This is a genomic window from Bacillus sp. Xin1 (assembly GCF_013314535.1).
Lineage (GTDB): Bacteria > Bacillota > Bacilli > Bacillales > Bacillaceae_G > Bacillus_A.
This window is the reverse complement of sequence record NZ_JABUAE010000015.1, coordinates 65593-82432: the sequence shown is the minus strand read 5'-3', so window position 1 is coordinate 82432 and position 16840 is coordinate 65593. Positions and strand designations below refer to the sequence as shown.

Below are 16840 nucleotides of genomic sequence, written 5' to 3'. Positions count from 1 at the left end.
TCTATAAGCTAAGTATTCTCCGTATTTAGCTAATCCTACGGGTCAGTCCACGCCATCGAATGAATCACCATGTCCTGCTGCATCGGAACTATCGGAATCATGGTCGGTATTTGAATGTTCACTTGCATTTTTCATAGACGCAGTAAGAAAAGATGCTGTCATCACTGCATTCATCCAATTCGCTTCCGCATCTTTCGTAGTTAGATTAGCGTCTTTATGCCCTGCTGAATCTGTTGTTGAAGAATGTTTTTTTAGTTCCTTTTCAACGGAACGATGTTTATTCATTGGTTTTCCAAAAATCCTCATGAGTACCATTAAGATGAAACAGATTGCGGATAGGATGAGGATAAACAAGATGAAGTATAAAGATAAATCTAATATCTCTGTCATATGTATACCTTCCTTTATTCACTAAGTAAAGTTTAAGGATAACAAAAAATTTGGCACTATGAAACAGTAAATGTATATAGAAACACAAATAGTAATGGTATTGATTCTGAATTAAGTATCGATTTCCATCTTGAATTAGGGGGAGAACATATATCTGTCGAGTTAGTGAAAAGAGCTATATTTGCAAAATACAAAAATCCCTTTAGAGTAGATATACTTTAAGGGGATTTTTCGGCTTCTTTTAACTTTCTCAACATTGCAAGTGAATAAATATGGTAAAATAGTAAGCGGATGGGAGTCCAATACATATTATTAAAATTAAAGTGGTTATCAAGTCGGAGAGAAGGCACTCATGAGAGTGTCTTTTCTTTTTGATTTAAAGCAAATAAACTTTATCCCACATTAACAGGCAGTAGGACACTCTTTATTTTGGTCTACTTTTAACATAAAAGCATCTATTTAAGATTAAGATGTTTTTTCTTTTCAAAGAAAACGTCTCTTTTTTTATAGAACATATGTTTGTTTTAGTGTATAATGATCTTATCAAATAAAATGAGGTAAAGACAGGTGAAGAAAGCGTATTTTTCGAAACGGATCTATAAGACAGATTTCCCCCATGAGATGGTAGATGCAGTCACATAGACAATCGAAACATGTAATCGGGCGAAGCGATTTGCATTTCAAACGATTGTTCAGGAAAAACGTTGGAACCGTAAGATGCATGACAAAGTGTTCTGCCCTCGATATAAGAAAAAGTAGCTGTACCTGTTTTGTTTTCCTGTCGTTGGAAGATAGAATGGATTGTCTCACATAAAGACACTACCGAACTCTATATCGTTGTATCCTCTTTGTTGAACGAGAGGAACTGTTTTTTTCTTGGCAGAAACAGGAAAATCCCCCGCCACAAGCTCGTTTGGAGGTAGGTGTGGGTAGTTCAATCAGTAAAAGCAGGTTAATTTTGTGACGGCTATTTTGGCTTCCTTTTAATTGCATAAGGATGGGTTTATTCCCCTTTACTCTGAATCACAGGCAGATTACCTGTGATTTTCTAATTTGAAGGGAAGCGGTATGGTGGTAAAAAAATAAAAAGTGCAGAGAACGTGATGGATTGATAATTAAGGTTATGCCTTGCCCAAATTATTTGAAGAACTAAGAGAAGGAGTTGGGATAAATTAAATAAGGAATGATGTAAAATATTTTTACGTTTTATAAGGAATTAGAAAGATACATTATCTGCAAAATAAACAAGCCGTGGCAAATGAGACTATTTCAGAAGGCATTTTAAATAATGATTACTGCTCATTATATTTGTTTATGGTAGAAATATCGGAGGAACTTTATGAAAAAGAAGATTAATTCTAGAGTAATATTAATAACTTTCATCATTGGTGCATTTTTCGTAATATTAAACGAAACCTTATTGAATATTGCTTTAACTAAGTTAATGACTGTATTCAACGTTGATGCTCCAACTGTCCAGTGGCTGGCAACTGGGTTTATGCTTGTTATGGGTGTTTTAATGCCAATTTCCGCATCATTAATTCAATGGTTCACTACAAGACAATTGTTTATAGGTGTTATGACTATTTTTTTAATTGGAACAGTGATTGCTGCTTGTGCAGTGAATTTTCCAATGTTGTTAATCGGTCGTATGGTACAAGCTATTGGTACAGGAGTGTTAATCCCTGTTATTATGAATGCTTTGCTTTTACTTTATCCTCCTGAAGTGCGTGGGAAAATTATGGGGACCTTTGGTTTGGTTATCATGTTTGCACCTGCACTGGGGCCTACTATATCGGGGGTAATTGTTGATCTATTCGGTTGGCGATGGTTATTCTTATTTGTTATACCTTTCGTGTTATTTTCAATTGTATTTGCGTTAAAATATTTACAAAATGTCGGAGAGGTTACACGTCCTAAGATAGATATTCTATCGATTATTCTCTCAACTATTGGTATTGGTGGAATGATTTATGGTTTTAGTAGTGCTGGAGAACATGCAAGAGGTTTCTTATCAATAACAAGCATTTCTATTATAATGATTAGCATCATTAGCTTAGTCCTATTTGTTCTACGCCAGTTGAAATTAGAGCAACCACTATTGGATGTTCGTGTATTCAAATACAAAAATTACACAAGAGGCGTTAGTCTTTTTGTTATTGTGATTATGGCGATGTTTGCATCTGAAATTGTAATGCCAATGTATTTACAAGGACCTCTCGGATACACTGCGAAGGTAGCGGGATTATTGTTATTGCCAGGTGCGTTATTAAACGGATTAATGTCGCCAGTAATGGGTACTTTATTTGATAAATATGGTCCTAGAAAATTAATAATTCCTGGTACAATTATGTTGGTTGGGGTCATGATATTCTTTAGTAATATCACGCCTTCCATACCGATATGGTCTTTCATAATGGTATATATCATATTGATGCTATCTATTTCAGCAATTATGATGCCAGCTCAAACAAATGGATTAAATGAATTACCGAAGCATCTATATCCACACGGCACAGCTATTGCAAATACTTTGCAACCAATTGCAGGAGCACTTGGAGTCTCTATCTTTGTAAGTATTATGACCCAAAGTACGCAAAGCCATATCGAAAAACAATCAGCTCCAATAACAGAACAGTTAATGAATGAAGCCATGACAATCGGCGTGCACCACGCCTACTGGTTTGCTTTATTCTTATGTTGTATCGCTTTCGTTATTGCGCTATTTATCAAAAAGGCAATGGCTCCAGAATCTGATACAGAGTCTTGAAAGTAAGGTTTTCATTCGATAAGTTAATAAATTTATCATGTATTGTTGAATTATTAGATCCTCATTTTTTATTGTTATGATAGAAATAATATGTAGGGTTATATGTTAATGAACAATGCTAGGATAATTAAACCAAATAGAAATAATAAAAATCCTAAAACAAGCCAAATTCCATTGAAATTAGACATAGTTGAGTGCTCCTTGTGATATAGGATTAGTTTAATATACGATGGTACCATTTGAAAAAGACAAGCATATATTATAGTGTAGGGCAAGCTAGCTTAGTCTTATACTAGGGAAACTCCACTCCCAAAAGAGCATCCACTGATACAGGGTGCTCTTTTTTATTGAATAAAATGTCTGATGAAGAATTGGAAAAGGGAAAAGATGTTTATTTAATCAGCTATAGTCGGGCTAAATGTAATGACCAAATATATTTTAAATGATTATATAAAACTTAATAGAGGGCAAGTTGACGATTAGCTCCACACATAACGATAATGGTTTCACTATTAATGATACGGGGCGGGATATAGTATAATCTAATGGTGGAGGTCGAATATGAATAAATTAAATGCAAATATAGATTTGAATACAAATTTATTAGAAGCGATGTTTATCCCGAGGAGATTTATCGTTTTATGGATAACACTCGTATATATAGCTTCGCTGCTTTTAGAATTCCGTAACAACATTTTTTCCATTGATAGCTTGTTTTTTACAATCGTAATTGTTATACATACTATTTTTCATTGGTATGCTAGTTTGTTAAAGAATAGCCAGTTGTTTTACTTTTTTTTCATACAACTTTTTATTGTGTTTTTCGCTGCATTTATGGTGCCACATGCTTCGATAGCGGTTTTAGTTGGGTTAACTCCTATTTTAATTGCGCAAAGCTTATATATGTATAATAAAATATTTAAAGTAATTGCAGTTTTTACGATTATGTATGCAATATTTTGCGTTGCCAGTAGTATCAATTATGGTGGCAATAAATTAGCTATTCTTATTTCTATGTTCCTTTTGATATTAGCTATTATTATTCCTTTTTCTTATATTAATAAGCAGCAATTTGAGGCGCGTAATCGCATTCAGAGGTACATTCAAGAGTTAGAATTTGCATATATGAGAGTGGAAGAATTGACATTAGCTAATGAGAGGCAGCGAATGGCAAGAGATTTACATGATACATTAGCCCAAGGTTTAGCAAGCTTAATTATGCAATTGGAAGCAATAGATGCCCATATGCAAAGAGGGAATACAGAGCGTTCGCAAGAAATTATTCAACAAACGATGGTAAGAGCGAGAAAAACTTTACATGATGCAAGGTTGGTTATAGATGATTTGCGCTATACAACTAATCCATTTCATAAAGCAGTAGAGGAAGAAATAAAGCGTTTTTCTGAGGCTACATCTATACATGTAAGATTTCATATTCAAAGTCTCCCTCATATTTCAAGCTTAGTAAAGGAACACTGTTTATATTTAATAAGTGAATGCTTAACGAATATCGCCAAACATTCACAAGCAACAGATGTAAATATAAAAGTCGATTATATGGATGACCTTAGGATACTAACGATCCAAATTGAAGATAACGGAATTGGTTTTGACACTGAGTATATCGGTAAGGTTCCTGGGCACTATGGTTTAATTGGTATAAATGAGCGTGTTCGTTTGATTGAGGGGAAATTACAAATAGTAAGTGACAAGATGAAAGGTACGAAAGTATACATTCAAGTACCGATAAATAAAGAAGGAGATAGACATGAAGTATAATGTATTAATTGTTGATGATCATTTCGTTGTAAGAGAAGGTCTAAAATTAATAATAGAAACGAGTGATTCATTTCAAATCATAGGTGAGGCTGAAAATGGGGAAGAAGCTCTTTGTTTGATAGAGGAAAAGAAACCAGATGTCATTTTAATGGATTTAAATATGCCTAAAATGAATGGTTTAGATACAATTGAACATTTAAATAAAAAACAGGATAAAACTCCAATTATTATATTAACGACCTATAATGAAGATGAATTAATGATAAAGGGAATTGAATTAGGAGCAAAAGGATACTTATTAAAAGATACTGGTCGTGACAATTTATTTCGGACATTGGAAGCGGCTATTAGGGGCGAGACTTTACTACAACAAGATGTTATGGAAAAAATCGTTAATTATAAAAGGGAACAGGTACATACAAGTCCTTTTGAAAAGCCTAATTTGACAGAAAAAGAACTTTTTGTTCTAAAAGCGATCGCACGCGGGTATAAGAACAAAGAAATTGCATTTGATATGGGAATAGCAGAACGAACAGTAAAAGCGTATTTAACCAATATTTATAATAAACTCGGTGTGAATTCACGGTCAGAAGCGGTAGCTATATCTATTGAAAAGAAATTAATTCATCTTTAAAACATGAAATATTATATATGCCCAATCGTACATGGAAGGCTTGCCCTTTTGTACGATTTTTTTATTTCTTCTTCATGCTATGCTCAGAAAGTATCGAAAAGTTACATGTTTGATAATGTTAAATTCACAAGTGAGCTTCAAGAAAGATTGAAACAATACAATCTCATTAGAAATACAGAAGCTTCTAATAGAGAAAGGAAATAGAATCATTAAATGATAACTTTGTTTTTGATTTCTACAGTCATTTTCTTTGTTTGGATTCAAATTAAGCCTCGAAAAATAAAATGGATAGATATTTTCATTTTACTAATTGTTGCAGGGGTTGTAATATACACGATGCCTTATCCAATGACCTGGGATTTACAAGCTGAGTTGTTGGCTATTTCACTCTTTGCTTTTGGTATTGGCGTTTGGCAAGGGAGTGTCATGGAAGTCTATTATGATGATGGGATTTTATATATCAAAAGTGGAAGACAGTATGTAATCTCTTGGATCTTCTTAATAATCGGCCAGATGGTTATTATGGATGTATTTGAAGGAGGACTTCCATCATTAGGGAATGTGGCATGGTTCCTTTTATTTAGCGTTGTTATTGCATCTGGAATAAAAAGCTGCATTATATATATGTTCTATAAGGTATCTAGCAAACAGTAATATATGAGAAAAATCAATGCTGTTTCCTTCTTGTTTAATAATAAAATTTATGGATTTAAATTCGTTTCATTATATCAATTTAAGGCGTGTAGGGACACGGTAGAATATGATTGTATGCAATGGTTTAAATGAATGAAATATGTTTGAAGAAGTGGAGGGGAAGTTAGCGCAAATGCTTCCATATGGTTTCATTGACATATTGTATAGGTTTGGTTGGCAGAAAAATTTGAGTTTCAGACCCCAAAAGGCTGATATGAACCGAGAATTTCCAGGATTGGAAGATGTAACGGAAAAGAAGAATATTCAGTCTGTTGATTATGTTGATGCAAAAATAATTATAGATTCTGTGACACATGATGATAAATATGTGACAGGCCATGCGAAACCGTATTCAACAATCGTATTAATGAATGGTGATGTACTTATTGGAAGTGGCCGAGTTGATAAATATGGGAAGTTTTGTATATGTACGTGTAATCATTTGAAAAAGTATTCTATCATAAAAGCTCAGGTGATATTCGATGGTTCTTATCAAGAGAGCGTAACGATTCATGTTCATTAACTACGAAAATTCTACTTATTGCGTCGTAGAAAAGTAAATAGAAGGAAGCAACGTCAAAAAACGTTGCTTCCTTCTATTTATCCCGCATTAACGGACAGTAAGACTCCCACCTCAAAGTTCGGCAAAAGCAAAGAAGTTAGGTGGGAGACAAACTGTCCGTAAAAGCCCGATTCGTGAGGGCTGATAATCAGTGGGGGATGAAGAAAACCCCCACTGATTAAAGTTTCACTTTATTAAGCCGACTCTCTCTTCATTCTCTCAAGCAAACTAGCCAAAATATGCGTACGATATGATTCTAATTTTCTACCTTCATAAGTACGGATACCTAATTTTTTTAGTTCTTTTACATACCAACCTTTGCTTCCGAAATACATATAATCGCTCCCCTTCAAATTTGTTTTAGTTATTTGTCCTGATTTTTGGAGGTACGGGAAATAGATGAAGGAAATGAATTTCGTATGAAAATGGTTAACTTTGATGCAAAAGACATATATACTAAAGGTAGTATATAACGAGGTGGGCACGACGTGATTATAGAGAAGCACGAAATTCAAATTGACCAAATTACGAGCGGAAAGGTGAATATATTTACTTTCTACCGAAATCGAAAGCAAATTGACGATCCGTTTTTAAAATTGCAAGAGCCATCGCTTACGGCAAACTACTATTTCCATTTTCATTTGGATGCAGAAAGCCTGAGTCTTCTGCAGGAAGAGTTTCCTAGCGTATATCCGTACAACGGGAATGGAACGATTCACGACTGGACGGAAAAGATGAAAGATGAGCTAATGCGCCAAATTCAAACTGGACAGTGGAACAGACGCGTGCGTGTTGGTAACCGGATTCTAGATGTGGTATTTACGTGGTGTGATGAAGATATAGTATGAAAAAGAAGCGGATGACGCTTCTTTTTTTAGCGCTGGAATAAAACAAGCTTACCAGCTGAAGATGTGCAGCGATGTGTTTTCTCATACAATCCTTTTTCTCGCAAAATGGATTCGCCTTTTGACTTCGCTTCTGCTTCTGTCGCTACCTCAAATGATTCGTCTAGCACTTTTGAACCATCTTTTTCAAAGACTGTTAGAACGTATACTCCCATGAAAATTCCCCTCCAAAGATTAAAATCAGAATCTTATAACTATTTTGTCATAAATCGCTAGAATATGCAAAGAAATATGTGACATTGCGTGGTAAAATAGATTGAAGCTTTTATCGGATAAGGAAAGGATCGTTTATTTGTGAAACAAGTGAAGTTTATACATGCGGCAGATTTACATTTGGATAGTCCGTTTAAAGGAATGGAAATGAATGTGCCGTCATCTGTTTGGGAAAGAATGAAGCAAAGTACGTTTCAGTCATTTGAGCGTATTATTGATAAAGCAATTCAAGAGCGCGTGGATTTTGTGTTGATTGCGGGAGATTTATATGATGCGGAAACGCGAAGTCTCAGGGCGCAAGTGTTTGTGAGAGAGCAAATGAAGCGTCTTTCGCAGTATGAGATTCCAGTTTATATCATTCATGGTAACCACGATCATTTAGGCGGAAGCTGGGCGGCAATTGAGTTTCCTGAGAATGTTCATGTGTTTACAGAGTCATATGTGGAAGCGAAGTCATTTTATAAAGATGGGGAACTGCTTGCATCAATTTATGGATTTAGTTATCTCCAGCAAGCTGTCACAGACAATATGACAGCGCAGTATGAAAAAATGAGTGATGCGCCTTTTCATATTGGGATGCTTCACGGGAGTGTAGAAGGCGATGCAGAACATAGTCGTTATGCGCCGTTTCAAATTCGTGAACTGAAAGAAAAAGGGTTTGATTACTGGGCTCTTGGCCATATACATAAGCGCGAGATTTTAGCAGAGGAGCCGTATATTATTTATCCAGGTAATATACAAGGACGCCACCGGAAGGAAACGGGAGGAAAGGGGGCGTATCTTGTTGAGATATCGGAACAGGGAACGAATTGTTCCTTCTTCCGTACGGCGGATGTCGTTTGGGGAGAAATAGAAATTTCTATTGATGAACTAGAAACAGTTGATGACCTTATGACAGCTTGCACGGAAGCGCTCAATGAGTGTCGTAAGGAAGAGGAAGGAACTCTTTTGACAGCCGTGTTTACTGGGCAAGGACCACTCGCTTCTTATTTGCGCGATGAAAAACGTGTGGAAGAGATTTTTCATATTTTAGCAATGGGAGAAGAGCGCAGGGATTTCGTGTATGTGATGAAGTGGAAGAATGAGACGATTTCATTTGCGGAAACGGAGCGGCTAAAAGAGGAGAATCATTTTGTCGGTAATGTACTGCAAGAACTAGAATCTTTTACGAATATGGATGCAGTGCTGAGAATAATTTGGACATCTCCTGTCGCACGTAATGTGGTTGAGTCTTTTTCAGAAGAAGAGAAAGCAGAGATTCAAAAGGAAGCGGAAAATATTATATTAGAGCAATTATTCCAGCAAGAGAGGGATAAAAAATGAGAATTGAAAAACTCCATATTTATGGCTACGGAAAATTAGAAAATGTGGAAATGGATCTTTCATTGCTGACGGTGTTGCATGGTGAAAATGAAGCGGGAAAATCAACGATTCGTTCGTTTATGAAGAGTATTCTATTCGGGTTCCCAGTGAGGGGACAACGGCGTTATGAACCGAAAGAAGGCGGGAAGTATGGCGGTGCATTGACGGTTATGATAGAGCAGTACGGAAGAGTGAAAATCGAGCGTCTTCCGAAAACGGCTGCTGGGGAAGTAACGGTTTATTTTGAAGATGGAAAAACATATGGCGAAGAGGTACTGCAGACTGTGCTGAGCGGGATGAATGAAAGTTTGTTTGATTCGGTCTTTTCGTTTGATATGCATGGTCTTCAAAATATTCATCATATTGGAGAAGCTGAAATCGGAAATTATTTATTTTCAGCGAGTGCAGTTGGAAGTGACGCGCTGCTGCAGTTAGATAAAAAGTTAGAAAAAGAAATGGAGCAGCGTTTTAAGCCAAATGGTCGTAAGCCCGAGATTAATGCGATGCTGCAAGAAATAAAGAAGCTCCAGGAAAAGCTTCAGGCGTGGCAAGGGAAGATTGGTACGTATGAAAAGGTGATGGGGCAGTTAAAAGAAAGTGAAGGGCGCCTTGCTTACATTCGGAATGAAAAAGAGATGGCAGTAAGGCGTAAGCAAGACTATGAAGTATTGGCCACGCTGCAACCACTTGTCATTGAAAAGCGTGCATATGAAAAAGCGCTAGAAGAGCAGAAAAATCCGTTTCCTGTTCGAGGTGTGGAGCGCTATGAAACGATCAAAGCAAAGCTTGAGCCACTCGGCGTACAACTCGATTCAATCCAAAAAAGGATGGAAATGGTGCAATCGGAACTAGAGGGGATAGAAGTACAAGAAGAGCTTCTGCAAAAGGATAGTTATGTAGAAGAACTTCTTATGCAGCATATGTCATATGAAAATGCGCGCCAAGAAATGCGTGATATTACAGCAAGCACCCGAAATATGAAAGAAGAGATAAAAGAACTTGAGCAACAAATTGGTGCTACTTTTGAAAAGGAAAGTGTACTGTCATTTGATACAAGCCTTGCCGCAAAAGAAATGATAACGCAAACGGTGCAAAAGGCGAGAGAATTAGACAAGCAGAAAGAGCAGCTTGATGAGAGCTTTAAAGTAGCTCAGCAGCAATTAGAAGAACAAGAAGAGAATGTCGGGCACATTCGAAAGCAAATGTTAGCGGATGAAGAGCGGCAGAAACTTGTGGAAAAGGAAAAGACATTTCAAAGTACAAGTTTTATTGGGACTAGTGGTCAATATGAAGAAAGAATGAAAAGTGCGCAGGAAAAGAAAAAGCGCTGGCAGAAAGTTTGTTTCTTTTTGTTAGCTATTAATACAGTGATGTTGCTGACAAGTGTATTGTTAGATAACCGCGCATTGTTATTTACGAGTGTTATTGTTTTTGTTCTTATTGTACTTGCCCTTGTTTTATATAAAGATAATGCTTCTGATGGTTTACAAGCGGAACTGCTCTCGCTAAGGCAAAGTGCAGGAGGAAGGCAAAATGAAGAGGCGCTATCTATTCGTTATCAATTAGAAAAAGATGAAGAAATGCGTAAATTATTTGAGCGCGAGTCTTATAAGCTGCAACAAATAGAACGGGCCTATGATAAAGTGGTTTCTGCATACGAAGAATGGGAACAGGGTACGTTTCATGTGGGAGAGCAGATAGATACATATCATGCACGCTATTCTTTCCCGCGCTTTTATACATATGCACATATATTGCCGGCATTTGAACGTATTGAAAAAATGCAGCAGTTATATCGCGAAGTAGGAAAATTGGCGGAGCGAAAAGGAATTTTATATGAAATGATTTCGCAGTTTGAACATAAACTAGAGAACGTTATGGAAAATACAGATTTTGATCATCTGCATATGATTCGTGATCGTATTCAAAAGGAAAAAGAAAAAGTGCAAAAGAAGGAACAACTTTTAGGAAAGCTTGCTGATTGGAGAGAAGAACGAGAAGTACTGCAGCATCAAGTAAATCAGCTCATACTAGAAAGAGATGCACTATGGAGGGTGGCGGAAGCTACTGATGAAGAAAGGTTTTTAGAAGCTGGCAAGAGGGTAGAAAAGCGTGAAGAGGCAGAGAAGCAAGTAGAGCGGTTATCACCTCAAATTGATATGCTAGAAAAGCGTTTAACAAGCTTATCATTAGTGGAACACTACCAAGTGGAAGGGTATGAAGAAAACTTAAATCAAGAAGTACTTCATATACGAGACTTCCTTTCAGAAGAGAAGAAATTGACGGAGCGCATTGCGGAGTACCGTGTAGAGATTGCGAATTTAGAAGAAGGCAGTACGTACGGTGATTTATTACATGAATGGGAAATGAAAAAATCACAAGTACGTGAACAAGTGAAGAAGTGGGCTGCATATGCCACGGCAAAAACGGTGTTAACAAAAACGAAGCAATATTATCATGAAGTACAGCTGCCACGTATTTTACAAAAGGCCGAGGAATATTTTGTATACTTAACAGGCGAAAAGTATAGTAAAATATTTTCACCATCTGAAGCAGAGCCGTTTATTGTTGAGCGGAGTGATGGGATTCGTTTTTACAGTCATGAACTGAGCCAAGCGACGGCGGAACAACTCTATTTATCACTAAGATTTGCGTTAGCGCGGACGTTTGAACATGATTACCCATTTGTTATTGATGATAGTTTTGTGCATTTTGATGCGATAAGAACAGAACGAACAATCCAGTTAATAAAAGAAATTGCGAAGGATAGACAAGTGATTTTCTTTACATGTCATGCCCATCTATTATCATTCTTTACAGAAAAACAGATTATAAAATTATCACGTGAGCGTAAAGAAAATAAGGTGTAGTGTGCTATACTAAAAGTACTTAAGTTGGTGGAGGAATCAGAATGAAAAAGAAAATTGCAGAGTATGAAGTTGGTGAACAAGTCGATATCTTCCTGCTAATTAAAACGGCGACAAAAGGTATCGCGAGTAATGGGAAGCCATTTTTAACAGTAATCTTACAAGACCAAAGCGGCGATATTGAAGCGAAGCTATGGGATGTATCACCTGAAGTAGAGAAGCAATATGTTGCAGAAACGATTGTGAAAGTAGCTGGGGATATTCAAAACTATAAAGGGCGCATTCAACTTCGTGTGAAGCAAATCCGCGTTGCAAATGCGAATGAAGTAACAGATATCTCAGACTTTGTTGAAAAAGCACCAGTGAAAAAAGAAGACATGGTCGAAAAGATTACACAGTACATATTTGAAATGAGAAACCCGAACATTCAGCGTCTTACAAGACATTTGTTGAATAAACATCAAAATGAATTTTTAGACTATCCAGCAGCAACGAAAAATCATCACGAGTTCGTATCAGGACTTGCGTATCACGTTGTATCAATGCTTGATTTAGCGAAAGCAATTGCTACGCTATATCCATCTTTAGATAAAGACTTACTGTATGCAGGCGTTATTTTACATGACCTTGGAAAAGTAATTGAACTATCTGGCCCAATTTCAACAACATATACACTAGAAGGAAACCTACTCGGTCACATCTCTATCATGGTAAACGAAATTGGAAAAGCAGCTGATGAACTAAAAATTGAAGGAGAAGAAGTACTAATTCTTCAGCACATCGTCTTATCCCATCACGGGAAAGCGGAATGGGGTAGTCCAAAGCCACCACTAGTAAAAGAAGCAGAAATTCTGCATTACATTGACAATTTAGATGCAAAGATGAATATGATGGATCGCGCGCTTGGACGTACGAAACCAGGCGAATATACAGAGCGTGTCTTTGCGCTTGATAATCGTTCATTCTATAAGCCTTCTTTTCATAATTAAATAACACTTATGAGGCAAGTGATTTTAGCGTATAGCTGAGATCGCTTGCCTTCTTTATTTTCAAAAGTAAGGGGGATATAAAACCGTCTTTTATTGGGGTTTTTCAAATTGTGTGATAATCGGAAAATATTCTGATAATTGTTTTTCAATTAACGTAAAGAAGGGGTTTGATATACAATTTGTGTAATTGTATTAATATTCAGAGTATTTTAAGCGAAAAATAAGAAGGAGGAATCGTTATGAGTGCACATGTAGTAACGAAAGAACAGATTAAGCATTCATTAGATACTTGGTATCAGTCGATGTTGCAGCAGCAGGTGGAGAAAGCGACACGATTGAAAGAAGAGATTGATGAGAAGGTTGTTAATATCGAAGAAGATCAAAATTTATTGTTATATTACGCCTTATTAGATTTTAGATATAAAGTGTTAACCGATAGTTTAAGTATTACAAAAAATAGTTTTGATGAAATTGAATCGTATAACACACCGTCTGATGGGGTTCTTTCGTATTATTACCACTTTTTTAAGGCGATACATGCTACCTTAACAACGAATTATAATGATGCAAGAGAATACTATGAAAAGGCTCAAAAGCTATTGCAGTATGTTCCTGATGAGATAGAACAAGCGGAGTTTAATTATAGATTAGCATCGTTTTATTATCACGTAGGAGAAGCTGTGCAATGTATACAATATACAGAAAAAGCAAAAGAGGTATATTCTAAACATCTAGGTTATGAGATTGGTATTGCTTTATGTGATAATGCTTTGGCCTCATCTTATTTATATTTAAAGCAATATGAACAAGCAGAAGTTTGCTATACATCTGCGATCAATATTTTAAATAAACAAAATGAGGAGAGATTGTCCTTAAGAATTAGATATAACCTTGGCCTGATGTATGCAAAACAAAATATGTCAAGTTTAGCAATTCGTTATGTTGCGGAAGTATCTCAAAAAATGCCTAATCATTTTAAAGCAATCTTTGTAGAAGCCAGAGAGCGAAGTAAATTAGGGGAAAACAAGATTGCAGCAGAACTTATTGCAAGGGGAGAAAAAATTTGTGAGGAAGTAAATAACATTGAATATCAACACCGTTTTAAAATGTTAAAACTTTTAAATCAAAAAGTTTCTGCTTCAGAATTAGAAAAAGACTTTCAAGAAGGGATATCGTACTTTGAGAAAGAAGGTTTATGGGAATGTATTCAAGAGTATGCTGCAAAGCTAGCAATTCAATTTCATCATGATGAATTATATCAGAAGGCAAGTGCGTACTTTTATATGAGTCATGAGATGAATGAAAGAATATTAGAAAAAGGAGCGTTAAAATAATGAGAAAAATTAAATTAGCAGTAGTAGGATTAGCTTTTACAGGGATTGTTTCTTTAGGGTTAAATTCTTTTATCGCATCACAACAAGCAGGAGAGGCGGATTTACCAGCACCAGCAAACCTGGTTTCGCACCAGCTTACAATATAGGAGACGGCGGCGGAGCACCTTCTAATGCAGATGGGAATACAGGTGGAATTGTAAAAGCAGATAGTTAAGCGGATTTACCAGCACCAAAAGAACTATAAGTAAATTTACAGCAAAAAACAGAAGAACGTTTACCCTCACTAATAGGCGTTCTTCTTTTATTTTGCGCTCTTTACCTCCAGCGCCATGCGATTGTTGTATCTTCTATGTAAATGGCCGGTATATCGATTTCTAAGTATTTACATTCATTTTCATCAAAAATAAACCAATTACTTTCCGCTAAAAATTCTGGATCTGCGACTTCAAAATCAAATTCAATTTCCTCATCAACCATCCCGCGAAAATATTCATGAAATGGCTGACTATTTTCATTTAAGTGAATCGTTCCATGCATCCACGGTGTATCTGCGGATACTTCGGTAATATCACCTAATTCAATATCTTTAAAGTATAGTTTCATATGGACACCTGCTTATCTGTAAATTTTATGTAATCCATTATTATTTCATATTACTTATTTATTGTGAAAATTTATAATTTTTATATCGTAAATTCCTTCTTTGAGCGTAAGATCGACACTTATCCCGCACTAACCGGCAGTAATACTCCCACCTCAAAATTCGGTGCAAGCAAAGAAGTTAGGTGGGAGATAAACTGCCCGTAGAGGCCCGATTGGTTCAACTAATAATCAGTGGGGGATGAGGAAAACCCCCACTGATTAAAGTTTCACTTTATCTGAACGTGTTATTCCAACTGATTAAGAGGTCAATCTTTATGTATTTGTTCTAGCACTACTAATAAAGGTATTTAGGCCACACTTGAAATTATCTTCACACTTATTTTTACAGTATTTCACATGGGGATTTGATCATATTTTTATAAGACTACTACACGGTGTTTGATAAATCATCTCAATCTTTTAGTAGAGTACAAGGAATATAAATTTCGTAGAAAAGAATTGACTTACTTTTTGTTTGTAACTATAATGATTACAGATGGTTGAATAGTATGAAAGTAATCTAATGTATTCTTATATAGACAGAAAACATATTTTTTTGTTATCGTTGTAACTTGTTTGATTACAACTGTAGTAGCTATAAAATATGTGTAAAAAGTGAAAACTAATTTTAAGTATATGTGTCCATAGTTACAATGGCAGAAAGGAGATATTTTATTTGAAACGATTAAAGTTCTACATAATTAGTTGCCTTGCGCTTGTTGTGCTGGTCGTTTGCAATATCGTTGAGAAGCCGACAGCGAAAGTGGAAGAAGTGAAAGATGTTTTTGTTACGAAACTACACACAAAAGAAAAAATGGCAGAAATCGATGGGCAAACGATCTATTTTAAACAGATTGGTGAAGGAAAACCGCCGCTGCTTATGCTTCATGGCTTTGGAGGTTCTTCGGATGGATTTCGTGATATTTATCCGGAACTCGCGAAAGAGCATACGATTATTGCGGTTGATATTTTAGGGTTCGGACGTTCTTCGAAGCCGGTGGATTTTCAGTATTCCTTCCCAGTGCAAGCAAATTTATATTATAAGTTAATGAAAAAACTAGGCTATGACCAGTTTGCGCTGCTCGGTCATTCGATGGGGGGAGAGATTTCTCTTAATTTAACTTATCTATATCCTGAGGCGATTACGCATCTCATTTTAGCGGACTCGACAGGAATCGAATCTTTCCAGCAAAAAGGAGATATTCAAAAGCCAAAGTTGTCAGCTGATATAAATACGGTATCTACTATTACGGATTATGATAAAAATGAAGTGAAAAATAGCAGAGATGATAAAGAACATTATCGTGAACTGACGAAAATGAGAGAGCGCCGTATTGTGATGGATGCAGATGCGATTCAGGTGCCGACGTTAATTATTTGGGGGAGAAATGATAAAAGTGTTCCGTGGAAAAATGGTGAGACCTATCACCAATTATTCAAAAATAGTACATTCCATATAATCGAAAAAGGATATCATGCGCCATTTCGTCAAGAGCCGGAAGAGTTTATGAAATATGTCCAAGCTTTTTTCGAACAACATGCGAATCATTAACCGATGTTTCATTATGAAAAGGGAAAGGTAACAGATTTTTATTTGTGTCGTTATTTGCCGAATGGTCGATATATTTCAATTTGCGCCGATATTTGGTGAGGATATATTTGAAAAATCGCTGATGAAATTTCTTTTACCAAGTTCTCCA

16 protein-coding genes and 1 pseudogene are annotated in these 16840 nt (G+C 36.1%); 13 read left to right on the top strand and 4 right to left on the bottom strand.

Annotation, left to right across the window (positions count from 1 at the left end):
* Positions 1–42: 42 nt before the first annotated feature.
* Positions 43–390: a hypothetical protein gene (locus tag HRG09_RS15050; protein WP_174101561.1), complete on the bottom strand. Its 348-nt coding sequence runs from the start codon at positions 388–390 to the stop codon at positions 43–45.
* A 567-nt stretch (positions 391–957) separates the two neighbouring features.
* Here HRG09_RS15050 and HRG09_RS28970 point away from each other — a divergent pair.
* The 6 genes and pseudogenes from HRG09_RS28970 to HRG09_RS15025 form a co-directional block, all read left to right on the top strand.
* Positions 958–1113: pseudogene (locus HRG09_RS28970) on the top strand (IS200/IS605 family accessory protein TnpB-related protein); the annotation flags it as partial.
* Positions 1114–1729: 616 nt separating this feature from the next.
* Positions 1730–3160 (top strand): MDR family MFS transporter, encoded by a 1431-nt coding sequence (locus HRG09_RS15045; RefSeq protein ID WP_174101560.1) that lies wholly within the window; start codon positions 1730–1732, stop codon positions 3158–3160.
* Positions 3161–3721: 561 nt separating this feature from the next.
* Complete coding sequence (locus HRG09_RS15040) at positions 3722–4939, top strand: sensor histidine kinase (RefSeq protein WP_174101559.1); 1218 nt, start codon at positions 3722–3724, stop codon at positions 4937–4939.
* Positions 4929–5573 carry a response regulator gene (locus HRG09_RS15035; RefSeq protein ID WP_174101558.1) on the top strand — a complete coding sequence of 215 codons (645 nt, stop codon included), beginning with the start codon at positions 4929–4931 and terminating at the stop codon, positions 5571–5573. Before HRG09_RS15040 ends, HRG09_RS15035 begins: the two co-directional genes overlap by 11 nt.
* Before the next feature lie 213 nt (positions 5574–5786).
* Positions 5787–6227, top strand: a complete 441-nt coding sequence (locus HRG09_RS15030; RefSeq protein WP_174101557.1) for a hypothetical protein — start codon at positions 5787–5789, stop codon at positions 6225–6227.
* 253 nt (positions 6228–6480) lie between these two features.
* Positions 6481–6789 (top strand): Ig-like domain-containing protein, encoded by a 309-nt coding sequence (locus tag HRG09_RS15025; RefSeq protein WP_174101556.1) that lies wholly within the window; start codon positions 6481–6483, stop codon positions 6787–6789.
* Between the two features lie 233 nt (positions 6790–7022).
* Here the strand turns inward: HRG09_RS15025 and HRG09_RS15020 are convergent, their stop codons facing one another.
* Positions 7023–7163 (bottom strand): YflJ family protein, encoded by a 141-nt coding sequence (locus tag HRG09_RS15020; RefSeq protein ID WP_174101555.1) that lies wholly within the window; start codon positions 7161–7163, stop codon positions 7023–7025.
* Between the two features lie 153 nt (positions 7164–7316).
* On the opposite strand from HRG09_RS15020, the gene HRG09_RS15015 reads away from it, so the two are divergent.
* The gene (locus HRG09_RS15015) at positions 7317–7676 is read left to right on the top strand and encodes a hypothetical protein (RefSeq protein ID WP_174101554.1); all 360 of its coding nucleotides are present in this window, start codon (positions 7317–7319) and stop codon (positions 7674–7676) included.
* 26 nt (positions 7677–7702) lie between these two features.
* Here HRG09_RS15015 and HRG09_RS15010 read toward each other — a convergent pair whose 3' ends face one another.
* Complete coding sequence (locus HRG09_RS15010; protein WP_174101553.1) at positions 7703–7888, bottom strand: YhzD family protein; 186 nt, start codon at positions 7886–7888, stop codon at positions 7703–7705.
* Between the two features lie 139 nt (positions 7889–8027).
* On the opposite strand from HRG09_RS15010, the gene HRG09_RS15005 reads away from it, so the two are divergent.
* From HRG09_RS15005 to HRG09_RS14985, 5 genes are all read left to right on the top strand, one after another.
* Complete coding sequence (locus HRG09_RS15005) at positions 8028–9269, top strand: metallophosphoesterase family protein (protein ID WP_174101552.1); 1242 nt, start codon at positions 8028–8030, stop codon at positions 9267–9269.
* Complete coding sequence (locus tag HRG09_RS15000; protein ID WP_174101551.1) at positions 9266–12178, top strand: ATP-binding protein; 2913 nt, start codon at positions 9266–9268, stop codon at positions 12176–12178. Before HRG09_RS15005 ends, HRG09_RS15000 begins: the two co-directional genes overlap by 4 nt.
* Before the next feature lie 41 nt (positions 12179–12219).
* Complete coding sequence (gene yhaM / locus HRG09_RS14995) at positions 12220–13164, top strand: 3'-5' exoribonuclease YhaM (protein ID WP_174101550.1); 945 nt, start codon at positions 12220–12222, stop codon at positions 13162–13164.
* A 239-nt stretch (positions 13165–13403) separates the two neighbouring features.
* Positions 13404–14498 (top strand): Rap family tetratricopeptide repeat protein, encoded by a 1095-nt coding sequence (locus HRG09_RS14990; protein WP_174101549.1) that lies wholly within the window; start codon positions 13404–13406, stop codon positions 14496–14498.
* Positions 14498–14644 (top strand): Phr family secreted Rap phosphatase inhibitor, encoded by a 147-nt coding sequence (locus tag HRG09_RS14985; protein WP_254610091.1) that lies wholly within the window; start codon positions 14498–14500, stop codon positions 14642–14644. Before HRG09_RS14990 ends, HRG09_RS14985 begins: the two co-directional genes overlap by 1 nt.
* Positions 14645–14813: 169 nt before the next feature.
* Here HRG09_RS14985 and HRG09_RS14980 read toward each other — a convergent pair whose 3' ends face one another.
* Positions 14814–15101, bottom strand: a complete 288-nt coding sequence (locus HRG09_RS14980; RefSeq protein WP_174101548.1) for a hypothetical protein — start codon at positions 15099–15101, stop codon at positions 14814–14816.
* Positions 15102–15816: 715 nt separating this feature from the next.
* Between HRG09_RS14980 and HRG09_RS14975 the strand changes: the two genes are divergently transcribed.
* Positions 15817–16692 (top strand): alpha/beta fold hydrolase, encoded by an 876-nt coding sequence (locus HRG09_RS14975; RefSeq protein ID WP_174101547.1) that lies wholly within the window; start codon positions 15817–15819, stop codon positions 16690–16692.
* Positions 16693–16840: the final 148 nt, after the last annotated feature.